Below are 22750 nucleotides of genomic sequence, written 5' to 3'. Positions count from 1 at the left end.
CTCACACCTCCTGCAAGAGTTTGAGATTTTCCTGAACCCACTTGGTCTCCGCGGCCAGGCCCTGGGCCAGGCTCACCGAGGGAACGTAGCCCAGGATCTCGCGGGCCTTGGAGCAGTCGGCCTCGGTGTCGCGCACGTCGCCCTTGGCCACCGCCAGGCGCTCCACCTTGGCGTCCTCGCCGGTGATGTCCTCCAGCATGGCGATGACCTGGTTCACGCTCACCCGCGAACCGCCGCCTACGTTGAACACCTGGCCCGCCGCACCGGGCGCGGTGGCGGCGGCGATGGTGGCGGCCACCACGTCGTCCACGAAGGTGAAGTCGCGCGACTGCTCGCCGTCGCCGAACAGGCGGATGGTGCCGCCTTCGATCAGCGCGCGGATGAAGCGGTGGAAGGCCATGTCCGGCCGCTGGCGGGGGCCGTAGACCGTGAAATAGCGCAACGAGGCGGTGTCCACCCCGAAGTTCTTGTAGTACAGGCCGCACATGTGCTCGGCGGCCAACTTGCTCACCCCATAGGGCGACACCGGCCAGCAGGCGCTGGTCTCGCGCATAGGCAGGTCCTGGGTGTCGCCGTACACGCTGGAGGAGCTGGCGTAGACCAGGCGCTTCAGACCCGAGGTCTTGGCGGTTTCCAGCAGGCGCTGGGTGGTCAGCAGATTGTTGTGGGTGTAGATGGCGAAGTTCTCGCCCCAGGAACGGCGCACCCCGGCCTGAGCGGCCAGATGAACCGCCACCTCGATGCCCGCCAGCAGCTCGCCGGGCTCCACGGCCATGATGTCCGCCTCGACCAGCTCGAAGCCCTGGCGGCCGCGCAAGCCCGCCAGGTTGGCTTCCTTGAGCGGACGGGGATAATAGTCGGTGAAGCAGTCGATGCCCCTGACGGTGTGCCCCTGTTCCAGGAGCCGCTCGCACAGCCGGGAGCCGATGAAGCCCGCCGCGCCGGTGACCAGGTAGTTCATGCTTTATCCTTCGCCAACCAGGCCCAGAGCGGCCTCGGCCGCTTGGGTGGGAGTTATGCCTTCCATGCAGCGGGGCTCGGCGCAAAAGCGCTCGAAACAGGGGCTGCACTCCACGCCCGAGGTGAGCACCCGGTGGCCGCTGCCGTAGGGGCCCGTGCGCCAGGGGGCGGTGGGGCCGAACAGGGCCGCCACCTTGGCGCCCATGGCCGCGGCCAGGTGCATCACCCCGGTGTCGGTGCTCACCACCGCGTCGGCCAGGGAGAGCAGCGCGGCCAGCTCGCGCAAATTGGTGCGGCCGCAGAGGTCATTGAGGCGCGTCTCCAGCCCGGCCCGCGAGGCGATGAACTCGCCCACCTTCCGGTCCTCGCCCGAGCCGCTGATGGCCAAACGGCAGCCAGCCGCGCCCAGCAGCTTGGCCAGCTCCACCCAATTGGCCAGGGGCCACAGCTTGGAGTCCCACTTGGCCATGGGGTGCAGCACCACCAGGGGGCCCTCGCCCACGGGCGCCAGCTCGCGGGCCCGCACCAATTCACCGGGGTTGGGCGACAGGCCGAACTCGATCTGGGCCGGCCGCTCCAGGCCCAGGGGCTCCAGCATGTCCAGGTAGCGCTCCAGGGCGGGCCGGTCGGGATCAAAGGGGGCCAGGCGCTCCTTGTAGGCCAGGCCGGCCAGGGGCTCCTTGCCGCCCCGCCAGCCGATCTTGCGCTCCGCCCGGCTCAAGGCCACACAGATAGCACTTTTCATTAGGCCCTGCAAGTCGAGCACCGCGTCGTAACGCACCGAGCGCAGCTCGCGGCCGAAGCGGCTCAGCGGGTTCAGGGGCAGGCCCTCGGCCTCGGCCATCTCGTGGCGCGGGCTCACCAAAATTCGCTCCAAGGCCGGGTGCCCGGCCAGGATGCCCGCCGAAGGCCGCTCCACCAGCCAATCCACTTGCGCCTCGGGCATCTGGCGTTTGATGGCCATGGCCACGGGCAGCGATTGCACCACATCTCCCAGGGCCGAGAGCTTGACGATGAGCACCTTCACGCCACGCCCCCTTCCAACAGCTCCCGGGCCGCGGCCACCACCGCGCCGGGCGCCACCGAGGTGAAGCAGGCCAGGTCGCCCCGCTCGCACTCGGGCTTTAGGCAAGGGGCGCACTCGGCGCGGCCCCGCACCAGGGCGGCGCGCGGCCCCAGGGGGCCGGTGGTCACCGGGTTGGTGGAGCCGAACACCGCCACCGTGGGCCGCCCCAGGGCGGCGGCGGCGTGCATCAGCCCGCTGTCGTTGGTGACGAACAGCTCCACCCGCGCCAGCAGGGCCAAGGCCTGGCCCAGCTCGGTGGCCCCGGCCAGGTCCAGCACTCGCGCGCCCGGCAGGCCCTCGGCCACCTCCGCGCAGGCCGGGGCCTCGCCCTTGCCGCCGAAGAGCACCACCGCGTCGCAGGTGTCGCCCAGCAGGCGGGCCGCCTGAGCAAAGCGCTCGGCGGGCCACATCTTGGCCGGGCCGAAAGCCGCGCCCGGCGCGATGCCCATCAGGCGCGCGCCGGTCAGGCCCTTGGCGGCCAGGAAATCATCGGCCCAGGCCTGGTCCGCCTCGCGCAGGGATAGGCGCGGGGTCACGCCCCCAGGAGGCGGGTCCGTGGCCAGCAGCCCGGCCGCGCGCAGGATGTGCAGATAGTACGAGGTCTCGTGCACCCGCCTGAGCTCGGGCGAAAGCTTGACCGCATGGGTCAGAAGCATCCCCCGGCCGTCGCGGGCATATCCCAGGCGCACCGGAATGCGGGCCAGCCAGGCCAGGAGCGCGGCCTCGAAGGCGTTCTGAAACAGCACCGCCCAGTCGTAGCGCCGGGCGCGGAGCTCCCCGGCCAGGCGCAGCAGACCCCCAGCCCCGGCGTGCGGCCCGCTCTTGTCATAGGCCAGCACCCGGCTCACCCCCGGCGCGGCGGCGTACACCGCGCTGGCCCAGGGCCGGGCCAGCACCTCGATCTCGGCTTGGGGGCAGGCCTCGTGCAACGCGGCCAGGGCGGGCAGGGTCATCACCGCGTCGCCCACCCAGTTGGTGGCCCGCACCAAAATGCGCCCCGGCGCGCTCGCGTCCAGGGGCCTCATTTCTTGGGCTCCCGGGGCCAGTGGTGATAGGGCCGCGTCTTCCAGCGTTGGTGCAACCAGAACCACTGGGCGGGCTTCTGGCGGATGATCTCCTCCAGCGCCTTGGTGTAGTTCTGGGTGTTGACCCAGATGTCCTTGGTCTTGTCGGCGGTTTTGACCAGGGGGATTTCCTCGCCGAAGAACACCTCGAACTTGCCGTCCTCGGCCCGCCAATTGTAGAAAGGCAGCACCGGCGCCTCGGTGGAGCGGGCCAACAGGGCCATGCCCTTGTTGCTGCACGCCGGGCGGCCAAAGAAATCCACCCACTCGCCGTCATACCAGTCCACGTTCTGGTCCAGCAACAGCCCCAACATGCGGTTCTGCTTGAGCCCGCGCAACAGGGCCCGCGCCGAGTTGTTCTTGGGCACCACCTCGCTGTTGGAGCCCCTGGTGCGCCAGCCGTTGACCAAGCGGTCGGCCGGGGGCCAGTCGATGGGCCGGGCCACGATGAGCGCCCCTTGGCCCAGGGCCACCGCCCCGGCCACGTTGGCCCACTCCCAGTTGCCGAAGTGCCCGGTGAGCGTGATCAGGCCCTTGCCCCTTTCCAAGGCGTGGTGCACGTTGTCCAGGCCGTGGAAGCGGCACTGGGCCGCGATTTGCTGGGGGCTAAGGCGCACCAGGTGGGGTATCTCGGCGGCCACCTGGGCCACGTGCTCGAACACTTCGCGCCCGGTCTGCTCTATCCAGGCGGGGTCTTTCTCGGGGAAGGAAGCGCTCAGGTTGCGCTGAACGATCTCGCGGTGGCGGCTGTCCAGGCTCCGGGCCAGGCGGCCCAAGCCGCGCCCCACCGCCCGGCTGAGCCCCAGGGGAGCCAGGGACAGGCCCCACACCGCGCCCTTGAGGGCCGCGTCTACCGCGCTCACGACGCGGGCTCCCATTGGGCCAGGGAGCGGGCCAAGAGCCCGGCCAGGGCCTCGGGGCCGTCGTGGAACTTGAGGCCCAAACGGGTGCTCCAAATGGCCGCGTCCGGCGGCAGCTCGGCGGGCAGGCGCACCGCGTCCTTGCCCGAGCACACCAGGGCCCGGGCCGACAGGGTGGCCGCCCGGTCCCACAAGTTGCTGATCTCCTCGGGCGCGAAACGGTGGTGGTCGCCAAAGGACTTGAGCTCCAGCACGGTGAGCCCGGCCTCGCGCAGGGCCGCATGAAAGCTGGCCGGATTGGCCAGGCCGCAAAAGGCCAGCACCGGAGCGCCCTGCCAGTCCTCGGGCGCGGGGCCGGCATCCAGGGCGTTCTCCAGGCCGGTGATCACGTGGGCGCAGCTCAAGACCGGCTTACCCTCCAGGCGCCAGGCCAGGCGCTCGGCGGCCAGCCTGCCCTGCTCCGCGTCGGCCGCGCGGGTGAGCACCACCGCGTCGGCCCGAGCCAGGGCGTTGGCCGGTTCGCGCAGACGCCCCCGGGGCAGCAGATGCCCGCCCGCCAGGGGGTCGGACGCGTCCAGGGCCAGCAGGTTCAGATCGCGGTGCAGCCCCCGGTGCTGGAAAAGATCGTCGCCCACCAGCACCCGTTGCCCGCAACGCTCCAGAAGCAATAGGCCCGCCGCGTAGCGCTCCGCGCCCACGGCCACCGGCGCGCCCAGCCGCCGAGCCAAAAGCAGCGGCTCGTCGCCCGCTTCGGCAGCATCGGCCATGATCGTTTCGCCGTCGCTGACCAACAGAGGCTTGGATTCCTTGCGGCCATAGCCCCGGCTTATCACCCCGGCGGGCAGGCCCAGCGATTCCAGGGCCTGCACCACGGCCATGACCAGAGGGGTCTTGCCCGTGCCGCCCACGGCCAGGTTGCCCACCCCGATCACCGGCACGGGCAGGCGCTTGACCGGACGCAGGCCCAAGTCGTAGCTGGTGTGGTCCAGCCAGGCCCCGGCCGCGTAGAGCCAGCTGGCCGCCGTGGCCGCGCCGCGCAGGGCGCTGAGCCAGGCCGGGCCGGGCTCGCCGCTCTCCACCCGGCGCCACAGGGCCTCGTAGCCCTTAGCCACGCGCGCCCTCCAAAAGCTCCTCCGCCGCTTCCACCGCGCGGCCCACCGCGCCCCGGTGGGCTGCCACGAAATCCAGGGCCGCCGCGCCGATGCGCCCCGCCTCGGATGGGTCGTCCAGCAGGCGGGCCCACACCGCGCCCAGCTCCGCGCCGGTGCCCACGCGCATCCCGCCTCCGGCCGCCTCCAAATCGCGGGCCATCTCCAGGAAGTTGTGGGTGTGCGGGCCGAAGATCACCGGCACGCCCTGGGCGGCGGGCTCCAGCAGGTTGTGCCCGCCTATGGGGGTCAGGGAGCCGCCCACGAAACCGGCCACCCCCAGGGCATAGGCTGGGGCCAGCTTGCCCAGAACGTCCAGCACCACCACGTCCGCGCCCGGATTAATGCCTTGGGACACCCGGGCCACGCTCAGGCCCCGCGCCTCAGCCAGGCGAGCCACCGCCCCGCCCCGCTCCACCTCGCGGGGCGCGATGAGCAGGGCCAGGCCGGGATGCGCCCCGCGCAGCTGGGTAAAGGCGTCCAAACAGGCCTCATCCTCGCCCGCGTGGGTAGAGCCGGCCACCAGCACCATGCGTCCGCCCAGGCCCAACTCCTCGGCCAGGGCCGCGCGCCCGGTCTCGCCCAGCTGAGCCGGGGCGCTGTCGAACTTGAGGTTGCCTGCCACCCGCACCTTGGCGGGCTCCACGCCCACCGAGAGCAGGCGCTCGCGGTCCGTGGGGGTCTGCATGAGCACTAGGTCGAAGCCCCGGAACAGCTCGCGGGCCAGGCCGCCCATGCGGCGGTATCCCCGCAGGGTGCGCGGACTCACCCGGCCGTTTACCAAGAGGCGGCGCGCCCCCCGCGCGGCCAGGGACCACTGCCAGCCGGGCCAGAGGTCGCCCTCCACCAGAATGGCCAGGCCGGGGCGCAGGGCGTTCAGCACCGGTCCCAAGGCCCAGGGCAGCTCCAAGGGGCGTATGAACAAGGCGTCGGCCTTATCGCCCACCATGTCTTGCGCCGTGGCCAGGCCCTGGCCGGTGCCGCTGGAAAAGGCGATTGGTTTTTCCGGGAAGTGGTCCCGCAGCCCGGCCACCAGGGGCAGGGCCGAGGCGGTCTCGCCCACGCTCAAGGCGTGCAGCCAGATGCCGCCGGGTGACAAACGGGGCGGGCGGCAGAGCGGCCCCAGGCCCAGGCGGGCCAGGGTGGCCGCGCGCTTGGCGGGGCGGGTCAGCCGGGCGGCGATAAAGGGCGCGGCGGCGATGGTCCCCAGACCCAGGGCGGTGCTATAGAGGGCGCGCTTCACACCGCGCCCCCGGCGGCAAAGGCCAGCTCTCCGGCCCGGCCTTCCACCGTGCCCCAGCGGATGTCCCCGGCGGGCAGCGGCCCGGCCAAGGCCTCATGGGCCGCGTCCACCAGGCGCTGGAAAACCACGCCCTGGTCCTGCAAGCGGCTGATAAGCTCGCCGAGCACCGGGGCCTGCGCCCTGCCCTCCACCTCGCCGTGCAGGGTGAAGACGTTGAGCTCGCCGGGGCGCACCTGCTGGGCCAGGGTGGCCGCCGCGCTCTCCAGGGTCACGCCGTTCCGGCCCAGGACCTCGTCCAGGGTGGGCATGGTGGTGGGCAGCTCCACCAAGGGCAAGACGCGGCCGCGCACCACGGGCCGGAAGGGGCGCTCGCCCCGGGTGCAGGAGGCGTGGGTGATGCCCATGGTGGCCAGGGCCAAGAAGCCGTCCGGGGTGATCTGCCAGCCCGGCGAGGCAAAGGTGGTGGGCGCCTGGCCGGTGATCTCCTTGTATAACCGCCAGGCCCGGCCCAGATGGGAGCGCAGGCGCTGGGGAGGCAGATGGCGCATACGATCGTGCCAGAACACGTGGTCCCAGCCGTGCAGGCCGGCCTCGTGGCCCGCCGCGATCAACTCATGGAACAGATGCGGGGCCGCCTCGGCGATGATGGGCCCGGGCAGCACCACGCCGTAGAGCATGGTGGTGACGCCGTAGGCCCCGGCCGCGCCGGAGCGAAGCTGCTTTTGCAGGAAGCCGGGTTTGACCAGGCGGGCCAGGGCGCGGCCCGAGTGGTCCGGCCCCATGGCCACGTAGACCGAGGCCTTGACCCCCGCCCGGGCGAAAATGTCCATGAGGCGGGGCACTCCCTCGCACAAACCCACCTTGGTGTCGATGTCCACCTTGAGCACCAAACGGGTGGCGCCCTCGGCGGACTGGAGCTGGCCGGAAGGCATGATCAGGCCTCGGAGTCGGGGCCCTTGGTCTCGCGGATGACGAAGCGCGGCCGGCGGCGCACCTCGCGGTAGACCCGGCCCAGATATTCGCCGATGAGCCCCACGCCAAGGATTTGCAGGCCCACGAACACGAAGAGGATGGCGAACAGGGTGAAGACGCCCTCGACCTCCGGCCCCACGATGAGCCGCCTGACGAACAGGAACACGCCGAAGCCCAGCCCCACCAGGGCCACCAGCACGCCCATGACGCTGATCATCTGAATAGGCAATACCGAGAAGCCGGTCATCAGGTCGAAGTTGAGCTTGATGAGCTTGAAGATGCTGTACTTGGACTCGCCCCCGGCCCGCTCGGCGTGGGCCACCGGAATCTCGGCCACGCTGGCCGCGTAGATGTTGGCCAGGGCCGGGATGTAGGAGGAGGTCTCCTGGGAGGCGCACATGGCCTGAACGATCTCGCGGCGGTAGGCCCGGAGCATGCAGCCGTAGTCCCTGAGGTTCACCCCCACCACCCGGCTGGTCATCTTGGCCACGATCCAGGTGGGGATCTTGCGCAGCACCGAGTCGTGGCGGTTCTGCCGCCAGCCGGAGACCACGTCGTAGCCCTCGTTCAGCTTGGCCACCAGCTTGGGCACCTCTTCGGGCGGGTTTTGCAGATCCGCGTCCAGGGTGACCACCACCTGGCCCTTGACCCGCTCGAAGCCCGCGAAGATGGCCATGTGCTGGCCGTAGTTGCGGTTGAAGCGCACCAAACGGGCGTGGGCGTCCTGGGCCTGGATGCGGCTCAGCAGCTCCCAGGAGCCGTCCTTGGAGCCGTCGTCGACGTAGATGACCTCCCAGGACGAGCCGAAGTTGTTGAGGGTGGCGGCCAGGCGGGCGTGCAGCTCCACCAGGTTGTCCTCCTCGTTGAAAACGGGGATCACCACCGATATTTCGGGATGGGTATGGGTCTCGGCCGCCATGGCGCTTACTCCTGAACAATCAAAGAAGGGCCCTTGGCCCACGGGCTTATACTATGGCAGGCAAAGGGCGATAAATCAAGCGTACCCGGTTAGTTAGGAACAACCCTAGCTCGGGGGGCGGTTGGAGAACAGGGTCTTGTCGCCCACGGTGGCCCAGGCGAACAGAGGCAGGGCCTTGGGCGCGCGCTGGGCTCGGGCCTGGAACTTCTTCCAGCGGGGGGTCTCGGCGATAACGAACACCCGCCGGTCGCCGCCCATGAGCTTCAAGAGGGACTGGTCACCCTTCATGAACCACAGGGAGCGCTCGGCCGGGGGGGCCAAACGGCGTCCGAAGTCCAGTTCGCCCCAGTTGTCCACCACCGCCACCCGGCGTTTGGCGTAAAAGGCCGTGCCGTGCCAGTAGTCGCCCAGGGTGGCCACCAGGTCGCTGGGCCGTAGCTGGGCGGCGATGGGCTTGACCAGGGGCCCCACCGAGCGGAAGCGGTCCAGGGTGGGGGCGGCCAGGGCCGCGCCCAGCACCAGGAGCAGAAACACCGCCAGGGGGGCATAGGCCGCGGACCAGGCCCGACCGCGCACCAGCCACACCCCCAACGACACCAGGGCCAGCACCAGGGGCCCCGCGAAGAGCAGAGGCCCGGCCTGGGCGTAGCTGATGTCCGGGTTGGTGGCCGGCACCACCAACAGAGCCAGCCCGGCCAGCAGGCACAGCCCGGCCAGAGCGGTGAGGCTGGCCCGTAGCCCGGCCGGAGCGGCGGCTCCCCGAGGCCAGGACATCACCCCGCTCAGGGGCCGCGCCACGATCAGGGCCAGGGGCGGCAGCATGGGCAGGGCGTAGTGCATCATCTTGGAGCGGGACAGGGTGAGGAAGGCGAAGTAGCCCACGAACCACACCGCGCACAGCAGCCAGGGACGCGCCTCGGGCGAGCGCCAGAGTTGGCGGGGGAAGGTGCGCCAGGCCGCCCAGGGCAGCAAGGCGATCCAGGGGAAGAAGGCCCCGGGAATCAGCGCGAAGTAGAACCACCAGGGCTGGAAGCGGTGGTGCTTGGTGGTGAGCAAGCGCCCCACCTGCTCGTCCCAGAAGAAGTACTTGATGAAGCCGTCTTGCAAGAGACCGGCGGCGATGACCCAGGGCGCGCAAATGAGCACGAACAAGGCCGGGCCCCGCCAATCCAGCAGGCCCTTGATCAGCCGCCACTCCAGGGCCAGGGCCGCGAAAAGCACCACGGCCATGGCCGCCAAGCCCGGGCCCAACACGCCCTTGGTCAAAAAGCCGATGGCGCAGCCCACCCAAAAGGCGTAGAGCCCCCAGCCCCGCCCGGCGCGCAGGCTCCAGGCCCCCCACACGGCCAGCATGACCCCGAAGCAGAGCACCATGTCCACCAGGATCACCCGGCTGAGCGCGAAGAACATCAGCGAGGTGGCCAAGACCAGGCCGGACCAGAAGCCAGCCCGTTCCTCGCCCCACATCTCGCGGCCCAGGAAAAAGGCGAGGAGCACACTGAGGGTGCCGAAAAATGCGGGCACCAGGCGGGCGGCCGCCTCCCCCACCCCGAAGATGGCGAAGCTGAGCGCGGTGAGCCAGTAGTACAGGGGCGGCTTTTCCAGGTAGATCACGTAGTCCAGGCGGGGAATGACCCAGTGGCTGAAGGAGCCCGAGTTAAGCATCTCCCGGCCCAGCTCGGCGTAGCGCGCCTCGTCGCTCTCCCACAGGTCGCGCATGCCGCCCAGCCCGAAGAACAGGGCCGCGCACACTGCCAGCAGGATCAGCACATAGATGCGGCGCTGCCACACCGGATTTGACCACAGGTCTTTCACTTGGTCTCCTCGGACTCCACCGGCGGGGGGGCCTCGCCGCGCCAGGAGCTGGCCGCGGCCGGGTTGCCCCCCAGCAAATAACCTTCCCGCTCGCTCAACATGGTGAAGGCGGGGTTGGTCTGCAATTTACCGCGCAGACGCGCCCGGCTCAACACGTACACCGGCTTGGCCGCGCTCAGGGCCTTGTCCAGCTCGGCCTGCTGGTCGGTCTTGTAGCGGGGCAGTTCGCGGCCGGTGTAGTAGATCAGGCTGGGCTTCCACAGGCCGAAGGTGACCAGGGCGTCATCCGGCCCCACCCGGCGCTGAACCTCCAGGGCCAGCGCCTTGGCCGGGGTCTGGATGCTCCCGGCGGCCTGGGGCAGCAGACCCAGGAACACCACCCCGCAGAACAGCGCCGCCCCCGCGCCCAAGGACCAGGCGGCCGCGCGTCCCCGGCCCCGCCGCCAGGCCCAGGTGAAGCCATAGGTAGCCACGCCCGCCATGAGCGCGGACAACAGGGGCCACAGGATCATGCGCGGTGCGGCCAGGGGCAAGGCATACTCGCTGGAATCGAAGCGGATGGAGGCCTCGATCTTGCCCCAGAACAGGGGCAGGCCGATGGGCACCGCGGCCAGGGCCACCACCAGGATGCCCCCGCCCAGCCACAAGAGGCCCCAAAACACCGGCCGGGCCAAACGGCCGCCGATCTCGCCCCGGCGGATGCGGTCCAGCTGGCACCCGGCCAGCACGGCCAGGAAGGGCAAGGCGGGCAGCACGTAGTTGATCTGCTTGGTGGCGGCCAGGGAGAACACCACCAGCACCACCAGCAGGGCGATGGCCGCGAGCATGTGCAGCGCCGCCAGGGGGTCTTCTTGGCGCAGGGAACGGGGGTTCTGGCCCAGGGCGCGGCCCAGCTCGGGCAGGGCCAGGGCGGCAAAGGGGAAGGCCCCCAGGAACAGCACCGGCAAGTAATAGAACAGCCCTCCCCCGTGGCCCAGCAGGGTCTCGGAGAAGCGGCGCAGGTTCTGGCTCACGAAAAAGGCGTCAATAAAGGTGTCGCCCAGCTTCCACCACACCAGGCCGTACCAAGGCAGGTTGATCGCCAGGAAGATGACGAGCCCCCAAAGCCACTGCGCTTCCTTGAGGGCGCGCACCAAGCTCCCCTGCACCAGGGCGTAGATGCCCACGGCCGGCAGCACCACGGCCAGGGCCACCGGGCCCTTGGTGAGGAAGCCCAGGCCTAGGGCGGCCCAGGCCAGGAGCCACCATTTGCGCCCCTCGCCATCGGGCTGCTCCAGGGCCAGCCAGGCCCAGAGCAAGGACAGGGTGGTCCACAGGCTCAGGAGCGCGTCGGTGAGGCAGGCGCGAGACACCAGCACAAAAAGTGGGCTGAAGGCCAAGGCCGCCGCGGCCATGGCCCCCAGGGAGGCCCTGCCACCGGCGCGCCACACGGCGAGGCCCACGGCCAGCACCAGCAGGAACCCGGCCAGGGCCGAGGGCATCCGGGCCGCAATTTCGTTGTCGCCCATAATGGCCTGGCTGCCGGCCATGGCCCAATAGACCAGGATGGGCTTTTCCAGATAGAGCTTGCCGTTGAGGGTGGGCACCAGCCAGTCGCCCTGAGCGCGCATGGCCGCCACCGCCGCCGCGTACTCGCCCTCGTCGCGATCGGTGAGGGGAATCTCGCCCAGCCCAGCCAACAAGAGCGCCGCCGCCAGGGCCAGCACCATCAGCAAGGCCAAGGCGCCTTTGATCTGGGCCTTGGGGCTCATCGCGCCGCCTCCGCCAGCTGGTAATTGCGCCGCATGACCAAAAGCCAGCCCACGGCCAAGCCCAGGGCCATGCCGCCCAGCACGTCCGAGGCGTAGTGCGAACCGCTTATGATGCGCCCGGCCGCGATAAAGGCGGCCAGAGTGTAGAACACCGGCGCGCCGTGGGGCCAGCGGGCGGCCAGCACCGCCGCCAGGGCGAAGCTGGTGGCCGCGTGGCCCGAGACGAAGGAGTGCCAGTCGCTGTCAAAGGTGGGGCCGATGATGTCGGCGGGCGAAAGATTCAGGCGGGGCCGGGCCCGGCCCACGATGTGCTTGATCACCTGGGTGGAGAGACCGGCCACCACCACCGCGTAGAGGCAGTCCAGGCCCAGGCGGCGCCAAGGAAAGTTCTTGCAGCCCAGGGCGGCCAGGATCACCAGCACCGCCGCCGCGATCTGGGTGCCGCCCAGGCCCATCCAGTAGGCGGCCTGGCCCCAGGCGTGGCCGAAGGTTCCTTTGCCGAAGGCGCCCAGGGCCTCGCGCACCGGCTGGTCCATGCCCCAGATCATCACCCCGGCCATGGCCCCCAGGGCCGCCACCAGGACGATCCCCCGGCGCACCAGCGCGGCGGGCTCGGCATGGTGCAGCCACACGGTCCGCATGGCCCTAGCTCCCCTCCCCGGCCGCCTCCGTCGTGGAAGCCGGAGCGGTTTCCAGGCCCTGGTCCACCGCGAACTGCATGCGGTGCAAACGGGTGTACACGCCACCCATGGCCAGAAGCTCATCGTGCCGCCCCTCCTCCACGATGCGCCCGCCGCTGACCACCAGGATGCGGTCGGCCCGCTGCACGGTGGAAAGCCGGTGGGCGATCACAAAGGTGGTGCGCCCGGCCATGAGGTTCTCCAGGGCCTTTTGCACCTGCATCTCGCTCTCGGTGTCCAGGCTGCTGGTGGCCTCGTCCAGGATGAGGATGGGCCGGTCGGCCAACAGAGCCCGCGCGATGGAAAGGCGCTGGCGCTCACCGCCGGAGAGCAGCACCCCGCTCTCGCCGATCATGGAGTCCATGCCATTGGGCAGATGCTCGATGAACCCGGTGGCATAGGCCGCCTGGGCGGCGGCGGCCACCTGCTGCTCCGTGGCGCCGGGGCGTCCGTAGGCGATGTTGTTCTTGATGGTGTCATTGAACAGGATGGTCTGCTGGGTCACGATGGCGATCTGGGAGCGCAGGCTGGTCAGGCTGCACTCGCGGATATCCACGCCGTCGATGCGGATGGCTCCGTCGCTGACCTCGTAGAAACGGGGCAGCAGGTTGACCAGGGTGGTCTTGCCGCCGCCGCTGGTGCCCACCAGGGCCAGCACCTGGCCCTTGGGCACGGTGAGGTTCACCTCCGTGAGCACCGGCTCGTCGGGGCGGTAGGAGAAGCTCACCTTGTCGTAGCGGATCTCGCTTTTGAGCGGGGACAGCTCCACCGCGCCGGGCTTCTCGTCGATCTCCACCGGCTCATCCAAAACGCGGTACACCCGCTCGGCCGCCGCCAGGCCGTTCTGAATGTCGTTGTTCATGTTGCTCAGCCGCTTGACCGGCTCATAGAGCAGAATCAGGGCGGTGAGAAAGGAGAAGAAGGTGCCGGGCGTGGACACGCCGTGGATAACCTGCCAGCCGCCGTAGAACAGGATGCCCGCGATGCCCAGGCCGCCCAGGAACTCCATGGTGGGGCTGGACAGGGCGCGGGTGGAGATGTCCTTCATGCGCAGCCGGAAGAGACGGAAAGCCTCGTCGGTGAAGCGCTGGGTCTCGTAGTCCTCGCGGCAGAAGCCCTTGACGATGCGCGCCCCGGCGATGGTCTCGTGCAACAGCACGGTCACATCGGACATGGTCTCCTGGGAGCGGTGGGAAATCTTGCGTAGCCGGCGGCCGAACTTGACCAGGGGAATCACGCACAGGGGGAACACCCCCAGGGCGAAGATGGCCAAGAACCAGTCGCGGTAGATGATCACCGCCATGAGCCCGAAGATGGTGAACAGATCCTTGAGCACCCCGGTGACCACGCTGGAGACCGCGCCCTGCATCTGGTTCACGTCGTTAGTGATGCGGCTCATCAACTCGCCGGTGGGCGTGCGGTCGTAGTAGCTCAGGCTCAGGCGCTGCAAATGGGCGTAGAGATCGATGCGGTACTGGGTGACGATGCGCTGACCCACGTATTGCATGAGGTAGGTCTGGCCATAGGCCGCCCCGCCCTTGACCGCGTAGAGCACCACGATGCCGATGGGCAAGAGCATCAGGAGGTTCTGGTTCTTAGCCACGAAGATCTGGTCCATCACCGGCTTGACCAGATAGGCCATGGCCGAGGTGGCGGCCCCCACGATCACCATCAGGGCCATGGCCCCGGCCAGGCGCTTCCAGTAGGGGCGCACCATGGACAACAGCCGCTTGATGTGCTTCTTGTCGCGGGCTCGTTTGGCGGCGCGGTCTTCCACTAGTGCTTGTCCTCCATCATGCCGAGGGCCAGTTCGGCCACGCGGCGGTTGGCCCCCGGTCCGCCCAGGCGGCGGCGCACCTCGGCCAGGCCCTCTTGCACCTGGCGGCGGCGGGCCTGATCGGTCAGCAGTTCATAGGCTTCGGCGGCCAGGTTCTCGGCCGTGGCCTCGCCCTGGATCAGCTCGGGCAGGAGGCGATGGCCGGCGATGAGATTGGGCATGGCGATGTGCTCCACCTTGATCAGGGAGCGCGCCACCAAGTAGTTGAAGCCTCCGGTCTTGTATACCACCACCCCCGGGGTGCCCGCCAGGGCGGCCTGCAAGGTGGCGGTGCCCGAGGCCACCAGGAGCAGCTTGGATTGGGCCATAACCTGCCGCGCCCGGCCGGGAATAATGGTCAGGCCGCGCGGGGTGTCCTTAAGAAAAGGCTCCACCTTTTCGCGGCTGAGGCCCGGGGCCAGGGGCAAAACGAAGTGCAGCCCCTCGCGGCGCTCCTGGAGCTTCTTGGCCGCGGCCAAGAGCAGGGGAAGCAAACGGCTGATCTCGGACATGCGGCTGCCGGGCAACAGGCCCACCAGCTCGGCCTCCTCGGGCACGGGCAGGGGCACACCGAGGTCGGGCTCGGGCTCGTCCAGAAGCGGATGCCCCACGAAGCTCACCGGCAGAAACGGCGCGTGCAGGCGGAAGAACTCGGGCTCGAAGGGAAATACGCAGGCCAGGTGCTCCACGAAGGAGGCCATCTTCCGGGCCCGCTTGGGACGCCAGGCCCAGACCTGGGGGCTGATGTAGTAGAGCACCTTGAGGCCCAGCTTCTTGGCCGCCTTGCCCACCCGGAAGTTGAAGTCCGGGAAGTCCACCAGGATCACCAGATCGGGCCGGGTCTTTTTCATGTGCCGCTTGAGGCCCCTGAGCGCTCCCAGGATGACCCGGAGCTTGGGCAGCACCTCGGCCACCCCCACCAGGGCCAGGTCCTCGGAGCGCGACAGCAGGTGGGCGCCCGCGGCCTCCAACTCCGGGCCGCCGATGCCCGACAGGCTCAGGCCCGGCGCCAGCTCGCGCAGGGCCATGGCCAGACGGGCGGCGTGCTGGTCACCGCTGGCCTCGCCGGCCACCATGACCACCGATGGCCCCGTGGCCATTAATCTTCCTCGGTAGAGAGAGCCTCCACCCACTTGGGCGAGGCGGCCAGGATGTCCTGGTATTGGCAGAGCCCCTGCTCCACGCAGGCCCGCACGCTCATGGCGCAGGCCAGAGCGCGGCGTCCGGCCCGGCCATCCACCCGGGGTTCGCTCCGGTTGGCTACCGAGTCCAAAAAGGCGCTGAGCTCTTTTTCCAAAGGATCGCTCTTGGGGAAGCGGGGCCTCTCGGCCTTGACCTTGGGGATCTTGCCGGGGCGGTATTCCACCCCGGAAACCACCAGGAGTTTGCGCTTGGCGAAGTCCAGGGCAAGATAGGCGTCGGGCTGGAACAGGCGCATCTTGCGCTCGTCCTTCAGGGCCAGGCGGCTGGCCGTGAGGTTGGCCACGCAGCCGCCGGGGAACTCCAGGCGGGCGTTGACCAGGTCGGCGTGGGGGCCCAACACCGGCACGCCCTTGGCCCGCACCTCCACCGGCTCCTCGTCCACCACCGCCAGGATGATGTCCAGGTCGTGGATCATCAAGTCCAGGGTGACGTCCACGTCCGTGGCCCGGGCCTTGAAGGGCGCGATGCGGTTGACCTCGATGAACATGGGGCGTCCGGCGCGGGCGAACATGCCCTCCACCGCCGGGTTGAAGCGCTCCAAATGGCCCACCTGCAAGATGCGGCCGTTCTTGTCCGCCAGGGAGATCAGTTCGTCGGCCTCGTCCAGGGTGGTGGTCATGGGCTTTTCGCACATGACGTCCGCCCCGGCGCTCAGGAAGGCCTTGGCCACCTCGTAGTGATACACCGTGGGTGTCACCACGCTCACCGCGTCCACCCGGCCCAAAAGCTCCTGGTAGTCGGAGTAGGCCGCGCAGCCCACGTTGCGGGCCACGGACTCGGCGCGCTCCTGATCGGCGTCAACCACCCCCACCAGCTCGGCCTGGCTCAGGCGGGCGAATTTCTCGGCATGGAAGCGGCCCAGATAGCCCACTCCCACCACGGCTACTTTGATGGGGGCGCTCATGCCCCTTCCTCCCCGGCCTCGCGGCCCAGGATGCAGATGCCGGCCGCCTCGGCCCGCTTGACCGCCTCCTGGGGATCGAAAAACAAGGTGCGCCAGGACTCCACCACCAGGCAGGAAGCCCCGGCCTCGGCCATTACAGAAATCGTGTCCGCGCCCACCGAGGGCAGATCGAAGCGGGTGTCCTGGTTGGGCTTGCAACGCTTGACCACCACCGCGCCCTTGCCGTGGGCCAGTTCGCCCCCCCGGCGGATGCAGGCGTCGGTGCCTTCCATGGCCTCCACCGCCACTACCGCCTTGCCCCGCACCACCACGCACTGGCCGATGTCCAGGCGGCCCAGCTCGCCGGCCGCGTGCCAGCCCACCACGATGTCCTCGCTCTCTTCTTCGGTGGGGCCGCGCTTGGTATAGAGCCCCTCGTTGGCCAACAGCTCGGGCACCAGCACGTGGCTGGGAAGAATCTCGATGCCGTGCTCGCTCAGGTAGGCGGCGAAGGTGCGCAAGATGCCGTCGTCGGCCATGTGGCGGATCTTCTTGATCAGCCCCAGGGCTTTGAGGTCCGGCCGAAGGTCGAACATGCGCGGCTTGGTGACCCCGCCGGCCATCACCGCCTGGGTGACGCCGTAATCCGTGAGCCCGGACATGAGCTTGCCCAGCTGGCCCAGCTGCACCCAGGTGAGCTGGTCCACCTCGGCCTCCAGCTCGGGCAGGGTTTCGCCCTTGAAGGCCACGGCCACCACCTTGTGGCCCTGGGCCCGGGCGGCCCGGGCAAACAGGATGGGGAATTGGCTCTTGCCGGCGATTAATCCAATGGTGCGACCCGCCATAACAGCACCGCTAGCGGGCGACTCCCCGCTCGCTGGTGGCGATGAACTCCAACAGGCGCTCCACCTCGGGCACCCCGGAGACCTCGGCGCGCACCTGCTCCATGGCCTGCTTGATGGGCGTGTGGGTGCGGAAGATCAGACGGTAGGCGGTCTTGAGCCCCTCGATGGTCTCGGCGCTGAAGCCGGAGCGCTTGAGGCCGATGACGTTGAGCCCGTGGGGCTTGCAGCGGTTGCCCTCGCAGAGACAGTAAGGCGGCTGGTCCTGGGCCACCCCGCTCATGCCCCCGATGAAGGCGCGGGTGCCGATGCGGGTGAACTGGTGAATGGCCACCAGGCCCCCGATGTTCACGAAATCCTCGATGTGCACGTGGCCGCCCAGGGTGGCCGCGTTGGCCATGATCACCCGCTGGCCCAGCTGACAGTCGTGGGCCACGTGGGCATAGGCCATGAGCAGGCAATCGTCGCCCAGGCGGGTTACGCCGCCGCCCTCGCCGGTGCCCCGGTTCACGGTGACGAACTCGCGGATCATCACCCGGTCGCCGATCTCCAGGGTGGTGCGCTCGCCCCCGAATTTCAGGTCCTGGGGGTCGGTGCCCACAGAGGCATAGGGCCAGATGCGGCAGTCCGCCCCGATGGTGGTGAGCCGTTCGATGGAGGCGTGCTGGTCCACCCGGGTGCGGGGGCCGATGACCACCTCCGGGCCGATGACCGCGTAGGGGCCGACCACGACGCCTTCGCCCAGCTGCGCGCTCTCGTGCACCATCGCGGTGGGATGAATGTCCATGGGAGGGTACTCCGTAGGTTGAAAGGTTTGCTTGGCGCCGGTCTCAGGAGACCATGGCCGCGGTCATTTCGCCCTGCACGGCCAGCTTGTCTTCCACAAAGGCCTTGCCCTCCATCTTCCAGGCCCGCGAGGAACGGTGAACCACTCTGAGTTCCATGATCAGCTGGTCGCCGGGCACCACCGGCCGGCGGAATTTGATCTTGTCCATGCCCATGAAATAGAACAGCCTGCCCTGGGCCTCGGGATGCGCGGTGTAGGCCAGGATGCCGCCGGCCTGGGCCATGGCCTCGATGATCAAGACCCCGGGCATCACCGGCTGGCCGGGGAAGTGCCCCTGGAAGAACTCCTCGTTGAAGGTGACGTTCTTCAGGGCCTTGACGTAATCAGGCGGCTGGAGCTCCAACACGCGGTCCACCAAGAGAATGGGATAGCGGTGGGGCAATATCTTGAGGATTTCCCTGAGATCAAGCTCGCCGTCAGCCATTGCGCCGCTCCTTTTGCTCTTGCTTTTCCAGTCGCTGTTCCAGTTGCTTGACCCGCTTGAACAGCTCGGGCAGCTTCTTCACCAGGCTCCGGGTCCGGAGCCAGAGCTTGTGGGGCATCACCGGGTAGCCGGATACGATCTCCCCGGCTTTCACGTCCTGGGCCACGCCCGAGCCGCCGCCCACCATGACCCCGTCGCCGATGGTCAGGTGTCCGGCCACGCCCACCTTGCCGCCCAAGACCACCCCCTTGCCTAGCTTGGCCGAGCCGCTGATGCCCACCTGGGCCACCAGCAGGGAGTTTTCGCCGATCACACAGCTGTGGGCGATGTGCACCTGGTCGTCGGTCTTGACCCCGCGCTTGATCCAGGTGACGCCGTTGGCCGAGCGGTCGATGGTGTTGCCCGCCCCGATCTCCACCTCGTCGTCGATGCGCACGATGCCCACCTGGGGAATCTTGAAGTGGCCCTGCCCGTCGAAGACAAAGCCGTAGCCATCGGCCCCGATCACCGTGCCGGAGTGGATGATGCACTTGCTGCCGATTTGGCAGCCCTCGTACACCGTCACGTTGGGGTGGATCACCGTGTCGTCGCCTACCTGCACCCCCGCGCCCAAATACACGTGGGGGTGTATGACCACCCGCGCCCCCAGCTTGACCCCGGGCCCCAGCACGGCCAGGGCGTGCACCGAGCAGTCGGGGCCCACCTGAGCATTGGGGTCCACCACCGCCTGGGGATGCACCCCCAGGGCAACGTAGGGCTTCCGGGTGGCCTCGGTGAGCAGCTGGGCATAGGCCAGGTAGGGGTTGTCCACCCGGATGAGGGCCACCTCGGGCGGCGCCTTCTGCTCGCGCGAAACCAAGACCACCCCGGCCTTGCAAGACTCCAAGGCCGGAGCGTACTTGGGGTTGGCCAGGAAGGTCAGGTCGCTGGGGCCGGCCTGCTCTATGCCCGCGATGCCCGAAACGGTGCGCTCGGCAGGGCCTTCCAGCTCGCCGCCCACCAGTTGGGCCACCTGGCCCAGGCTAAGTTCCATGGCCGGGTCCCTAGGGATGCTTCTTGTCGTAAGCAGCGATGAGCTCCCCGGTGATGTCCGCGCTCTGGGGATAGTACAGGGCGGAGCGGCTCTCGGTGATCAGGGAGTAGCCGCGGGTGGCTCCGATCTGCTTGATCACCTCGTTCATGCGCCGGAGGATGGGGGCGAAGGCGTCGCGCTGGGCCTCGCGCATCTCCTGCTGGGCGTCGCGGCGGCGGTCCTGCAGCCGGCGGGCCTTGCGCTCGAAATCGCGCTCCTTGGCCAGCTTGGCCTCGGGCTTGAGCAGCATGGCGGTGTTTTCCAGGTCCTTGCGCAGCTTGGCCACGTCGTCGTTGAGCTGCTTGAGCTCGGTCTCCAGCTTGGCGGCCTTGCGCCTGAGCTCGGCCTGGGCCCGCTTGCCCTGCTTGCAGTTGTTGATGGCCTGGTCCAGGTTGACGACCCCGATCTTGCCCTGGGCCGAGGCGGCCACCGGCGCCACCCAGAGGGCGCAAAGCAGCAGGGCCAGGAAGATCAGAAACTTGTTGGGTTTAGGTTGCCACATGTGAGTTATCTCCCGTGTTACCCCTGGCGGGGGGAATTTTTAGAACTGGCTTCCTACCGTGAACTCCCAGTTGGAGGTGTCGTCGCCCGGCTCGGGGTCGAGGACGTAACCATACTCAAGGCGCAGCGGGCCCATGGGGGACATCCAGCGCAGGCCCACGCCCGCGCTCTTGCGCAGGCTGCCGAAGTCGTAGGTGTCGGCCCAGACGTTACCTGTGTCATAGAATACCACGCCGGTCAGGCCGGCCTTCTTGTAGAGCGGGAAGCGGATTTCGAAGTTAGCAACGAACATGCGCTCGCCGCCGATGAGGTCGCCGTTGGCGTCCTTGGGGCTGACCGACTGGTAGGCGAAGCCGCGCAGGGTGTTGATGCCGCCCAGGAAGAACTTCTCGTAGATGGGCAGGTCGCCGCCCGAGTGCTCGGCCATGTAGCCCAACTGCCCGTGCAGCACCAGCACCGTGTCCCACCACATGGGCACGTACCAACCGGAGTTGAGGATGATCTTGTAGAAGGCGTTGGTGCCGCCCAGGGCGCCGCCCGCCCATTCCAGGCTGGCGTTGTTGTCCGAACCCCGTGTGGTGTTGAACAGGGCGTCGCGGCTGTCGCGCCGGATGATGCCCCGCACACTGCTGGTGGTGTGGCTGCCCTCCTGGTCCCGTACCACCAGCGAGGCGTCCTGGCTGATGTCGCTGATGTTGGCTTGCTCGTACTTGTAGTACATGTACCAACGGGTGTAGGCCCACTTGGTGGGGAAGCCGAAGCGCAGCCGTCCGCCCACCGCCTGCTTGTCGTACTGGATGTACTCGCGGTCCCAGTCGTAGATGTCCACGCCGAAGCTGATGGGCCGGTCGAAGAGCCAAGGCTCGGTGAAGCTCAGGGTGTAGCGGGTGGCCTTGCCGCCCAGGGTGCCCCGGAGCTGCACCTGCTGGCCGCGGCCCCACAGGTTGGACTCGCTGATCTGGCCCATGACCATAAAGGAGTCCTGGGTGGAGTAGCCCGCGCCGAAGGAGATCTGGCCGGTGCGCTTCTCCTTGACCTTGATGTTCAGGTTCATGGTGCCGGGCTCGGAGCCCTTGCTGGGGGTGATCTGGATGTCCTGGAAGAAGTTGAGCCTATGCAGGCGCGCGTTGGCCTGGCGGATTGCCGAGGCCGAGAACAGGTCGCCTTCGGCCACGCCCAACTCGCGGCGGATCACCTTGTCGCGGGTGCGGGTGTTGCCGCTGATGATCACCCGGTCGAAGTAGACCTTCTCGCCCTTGCTGGCCTGGAAGTCCACCGAAACGGTGTGGTCCTTCATGTTCTGGCGCACCTGGGGCCGGATCTGGGCGTAGGCGTAGCCCCGATTGGCGTAGAGCTCGTGCAGGGTGGTGAGGTCTTCCCTGAGGCCCGAGCGGCTGTACCAGTCGCCGGGCTTGCTCTTGATCAGGGCCATCATCTCCTTTTGGGGGATGATGAGCTGGCCGCTGACTCCCATGGAGGCCACCTTGAAGCGGGGCCCCTCGTCCACGTTGATGGTGACGATCAGGCCGCCGTCGCCGCGGGTGATGACCGGTTTGCCCACCCGGGCCGACATGTAGCCGTGGTTGTAGTAGAAGTCGCTGATCTTCTGTACGTCCTGCTCCAGCTTGGCGCGCTCCAGCAGGTTGTCGTCCTTGATCCAGGAGAGCCAGCCCTTCTCGCCGGTGGACATTACGCCCTTGATTTCCTTCTCGCTATAGGCCTTGTTGCCGACGATGCGAATTTCCTTGATGTAGACCTTCTCGCCCTCGACGATGTTGAACTTGATGCCCAGGTCGCCCTTGGGCAGGTTGATCACCTGGGAGGTGACCTTCACGTCGTAGTAGCCCTTGTCGCGGTAGAGCTGGACGATCTTCTGCTCGGCTTCCTTGACCGCGGCCGGCTTGTACACCGCGAAGCGCTTGATGCCGATCTGGTCTTGCAGGTCCTTGGTGTCGATCTCCTTGTTGCCCTCGAAGCGCACCTCCCGGACCGCCGGCTTTTCCTTGACCGTGATGGTGACCACCTTGCCCGCCGTGCTGTCGGCGGTGGAGATCTTCACGTCGTCGAAATAGCCCATCTTCCAGATGGTCCTCAGGTCCTCGTCCAGGAGCAGGGGCGAGAAGATGCCGCCGTCCTTGGTCTTGAGGTTGGCCTTGATGGCCTCGGACTCGATGCGGCGGTTGCCCGCGATGTTGACCTTGGCCACCTTCTCGCGGCCGGTGACCCGCACGGCCAGCTCACGCGAGAGCCGGTCGCTCAGGGCGGGTATGGAATCCAGGCCCGCGCCCTCCACGAACACGGTCTGGGGGCGCTGCATGCCCAAAACGTCGAGCACCTTGGCGTCCAGGGACACCCGGTTGCCGATCTTGGTGATGGAGCCGGTGATGCCGAACTCGGCCCCCAGGCGGCCGGCGATCTTGCGGGCCAGGCTGAGGTCCAGGGGAGCCTTGGCCGCCTGCAAGGCCTGGTTGACCTCGGCGGGGGAGATCACCTCCACCCCCAATGCGTTGAGGCGCTGGCCGATCAGGCTCTGAACCTGGGTGCGAACCTCGTCCAGGGGCTCCCGGCTGAAGACGTGGAAGGGGAACACCGCCACCTTCAAGGTCTCGGCCGCCTGGGCCGCGGCCGGAGCCAGAATCAGCAGGGCCAAGGCCAAACTCAGCACAAATTTCCTCATCGCCGCC

Annotated in this window: 20 protein-coding genes; all 20 read right to left on the bottom strand. The window is 68.5% G+C overall.

Annotation, left to right across the window (positions count from 1 at the left end; all coding sequences use genetic code 11):
• Position 1 precedes the first annotated feature (1 nt).
• Complete coding sequence (locus KQH53_06485; protein MCB2226310.1) at positions 2-961, bottom strand: NAD-dependent epimerase/dehydratase family protein; 960 nt, start codon at positions 959-961, stop codon at positions 2-4.
• A gap of 3 nt (positions 962-964) precedes the next feature.
• Entirely contained in the window at positions 965-1987 is a 1023-nt protein-coding gene (waaC, locus tag KQH53_06480; protein MCB2226309.1) for a lipopolysaccharide heptosyltransferase I, read from the bottom strand.
• Entirely contained in the window at positions 1984-3051 is a 1068-nt protein-coding gene (gene waaF / locus KQH53_06475) for a lipopolysaccharide heptosyltransferase II (protein ID MCB2226308.1), read from the bottom strand. The genes waaC and waaF overlap by 4 nt, the downstream gene beginning before the upstream one ends.
• On the bottom strand, positions 3048-3953 hold the full coding sequence (locus tag KQH53_06470; protein MCB2226307.1) for a lysophospholipid acyltransferase family protein: 906 nt from the start codon (positions 3951-3953) through the stop codon (positions 3048-3050). Before KQH53_06470 ends, waaF begins: the two co-directional genes overlap by 4 nt.
• Positions 3950-5062, bottom strand: coding sequence for a tetraacyldisaccharide 4'-kinase (gene lpxK / locus KQH53_06465; GenBank protein MCB2226306.1), 1113 nt, complete (start codon positions 5060-5062; stop codon positions 3950-3952). The genes KQH53_06470 and lpxK overlap by 4 nt, the downstream gene beginning before the upstream one ends.
• Positions 5055-6341: a 3-deoxy-D-manno-octulosonic acid transferase gene (locus KQH53_06460; GenBank protein ID MCB2226305.1), complete on the bottom strand. Its 1287-nt coding sequence runs from the start codon at positions 6339-6341 to the stop codon at positions 5055-5057. The genes lpxK and KQH53_06460 overlap by 8 nt, the downstream gene beginning before the upstream one ends.
• A complete protein-coding gene (locus KQH53_06455; protein MCB2226304.1) occupies positions 6338-7273 on the bottom strand; it encodes a polysaccharide deacetylase family protein in 936 nt (311 codons plus the stop codon). The genes KQH53_06460 and KQH53_06455 overlap by 4 nt, the downstream gene beginning before the upstream one ends.
• Positions 7274-7275: 2 nt before the next feature.
• On the bottom strand, positions 7276-8232 hold the full coding sequence (locus tag KQH53_06450) for a glycosyltransferase (protein ID MCB2226303.1): 957 nt from the start codon (positions 8230-8232) through the stop codon (positions 7276-7278).
• A 105-nt stretch (positions 8233-8337) separates the two neighbouring features.
• On the bottom strand, positions 8338-10047 hold the full coding sequence (locus tag KQH53_06445; protein ID MCB2226302.1) for a glycosyltransferase family 39 protein: 1710 nt from the start codon (positions 10045-10047) through the stop codon (positions 8338-8340).
• A complete protein-coding gene (locus tag KQH53_06440) occupies positions 10044-11798 on the bottom strand; it encodes a glycosyltransferase family 39 protein (protein MCB2226301.1) in 1755 nt (584 codons plus the stop codon). The genes KQH53_06445 and KQH53_06440 overlap by 4 nt, the downstream gene beginning before the upstream one ends.
• Positions 11795-12439: a phosphatase PAP2 family protein gene (locus KQH53_06435; protein MCB2226300.1), complete on the bottom strand. Its 645-nt coding sequence runs from the start codon at positions 12437-12439 to the stop codon at positions 11795-11797. Before KQH53_06435 ends, KQH53_06440 begins: the two co-directional genes overlap by 4 nt.
• 4 nt (positions 12440-12443) lie before the next feature.
• Entirely contained in the window at positions 12444-14195 is a 1752-nt protein-coding gene (msbA, locus tag KQH53_06430) for a lipid A export permease/ATP-binding protein MsbA (protein MCB2226299.1), read from the bottom strand.
• Between the two features lie 59 nt (positions 14196-14254).
• On the bottom strand, positions 14255-15394 hold the full coding sequence (gene lpxB, locus KQH53_06425; protein ID MCB2226298.1) for a lipid-A-disaccharide synthase: 1140 nt from the start codon (positions 15392-15394) through the stop codon (positions 14255-14257).
• The gene (locus KQH53_06420) at positions 15394-16401 is read right to left on the bottom strand and encodes a Gfo/Idh/MocA family oxidoreductase (protein MCB2226297.1); all 1008 of its coding nucleotides are present in this window, start codon (positions 16399-16401) and stop codon (positions 15394-15396) included. The genes lpxB and KQH53_06420 overlap by 1 nt, the downstream gene beginning before the upstream one ends.
• Positions 16398-17225, bottom strand: a complete 828-nt coding sequence (gene lpxI / locus KQH53_06415; GenBank protein MCB2226296.1) for a UDP-2,3-diacylglucosamine diphosphatase LpxI — start codon at positions 17223-17225, stop codon at positions 16398-16400. Before lpxI ends, KQH53_06420 begins: the two co-directional genes overlap by 4 nt.
• A gap of 10 nt (positions 17226-17235) precedes the next feature.
• Positions 17236-18009 carry an acyl-ACP--UDP-N-acetylglucosamine O-acyltransferase gene (gene lpxA, locus KQH53_06410; protein ID MCB2226295.1) on the bottom strand — a complete coding sequence of 258 codons (774 nt, stop codon included), beginning with the start codon at positions 18007-18009 and terminating at the stop codon, positions 17236-17238.
• A 43-nt stretch (positions 18010-18052) separates the two neighbouring features.
• Positions 18053-18493, bottom strand: a complete 441-nt coding sequence (fabZ, locus tag KQH53_06405) for a 3-hydroxyacyl-ACP dehydratase FabZ (GenBank protein ID MCB2226294.1) — start codon at positions 18491-18493, stop codon at positions 18053-18055.
• Positions 18486-19526, bottom strand: a complete 1041-nt coding sequence (lpxD, locus tag KQH53_06400; protein ID MCB2226293.1) for a UDP-3-O-(3-hydroxymyristoyl)glucosamine N-acyltransferase — start codon at positions 19524-19526, stop codon at positions 18486-18488. The genes fabZ and lpxD overlap by 8 nt, the downstream gene beginning before the upstream one ends.
• A 10-nt stretch (positions 19527-19536) precedes the next feature.
• Positions 19537-20067 (bottom strand): OmpH family outer membrane protein, encoded by a 531-nt coding sequence (locus KQH53_06395; GenBank protein MCB2226292.1) that lies wholly within the window; start codon positions 20065-20067, stop codon positions 19537-19539.
• Between the two features lie 39 nt (positions 20068-20106).
• Complete coding sequence (bamA, locus tag KQH53_06390; GenBank protein MCB2226291.1) at positions 20107-22743, bottom strand: outer membrane protein assembly factor BamA; 2637 nt, start codon at positions 22741-22743, stop codon at positions 20107-20109.
• Between the last annotated feature and the right edge of the window lie 7 nt (positions 22744-22750).

The sequence above is a fragment of the Desulfarculaceae bacterium genome (assembly GCA_020444545.1).
Classification (GTDB): Bacteria; Desulfobacterota; Desulfarculia; order Desulfarculales; family Desulfarculaceae; genus Desulfoferula.
Note: the sequence above shows the minus strand (reverse complement) of the source record. Positions and strands in the feature narration are given on the sequence as shown.

Coding starts and splice junctions, on each gene's coding strand:
- KQH53_06420 (MCB2226297.1), bottom strand. CDS start 16,401: ATGAGCGCCCCCATCAAAGTAGCCGTGGTGGGAGTGGGCTATCTGGGC.
- lpxI (MCB2226296.1), bottom strand. CDS start 17,225: ATGGCGGGTCGCACCATTGGATTAATCGCCGGCAAGAGCCAATTCCCC.
- KQH53_06440 (MCB2226301.1), bottom strand. CDS start 11,798: ATGAGCCCCAAGGCCCAGATCAAAGGCGCCTTGGCCTTGCTGATGGTG.
- lpxA (MCB2226295.1), bottom strand. CDS start 18,009: ATGGACATTCATCCCACCGCGATGGTGCACGAGAGCGCGCAGCTGGGC.
- KQH53_06450 (MCB2226303.1), bottom strand. CDS start 8,232: ATGGCGGCCGAGACCCATACCCATCCCGAAATATCGGTGGTGATCCCC.
- KQH53_06395 (MCB2226292.1), bottom strand. CDS start 20,067: ATGTGGCAACCTAAACCCAACAAGTTTCTGATCTTCCTGGCCCTGCTG.
- waaF (MCB2226308.1), bottom strand. CDS start 3,051: ATGAGGCCCCTGGACGCGAGCGCGCCGGGGCGCATTTTGGTGCGGGCC.
- KQH53_06485 (MCB2226310.1), bottom strand. CDS start 961: ATGAACTACCTGGTCACCGGCGCGGCGGGCTTCATCGGCTCCCGGCTG.
- lpxD (MCB2226293.1), bottom strand. CDS start 19,526: ATGGAACTTAGCCTGGGCCAGGTGGCCCAACTGGTGGGCGGCGAGCTG.
- KQH53_06435 (MCB2226300.1), bottom strand. CDS start 12,439: ATGCGGACCGTGTGGCTGCACCATGCCGAGCCCGCCGCGCTGGTGCGC.
- bamA (MCB2226291.1), bottom strand. CDS start 22,743: ATGAGGAAATTTGTGCTGAGTTTGGCCTTGGCCCTGCTGATTCTGGCT.
- lpxB (MCB2226298.1), bottom strand. CDS start 15,394: ATGGCCACGGGGCCATCGGTGGTCATGGTGGCCGGCGAGGCCAGCGGT.
- fabZ (MCB2226294.1), bottom strand. CDS start 18,493: ATGGCTGACGGCGAGCTTGATCTCAGGGAAATCCTCAAGATATTGCCC.
- KQH53_06455 (MCB2226304.1), bottom strand. CDS start 7,273: ATGCCTTCCGGCCAGCTCCAGTCCGCCGAGGGCGCCACCCGTTTGGTG.
- msbA (MCB2226299.1), bottom strand. CDS start 14,195: ATGGTGCGCCCCTACTGGAAGCGCCTGGCCGGGGCCATGGCCCTGATG.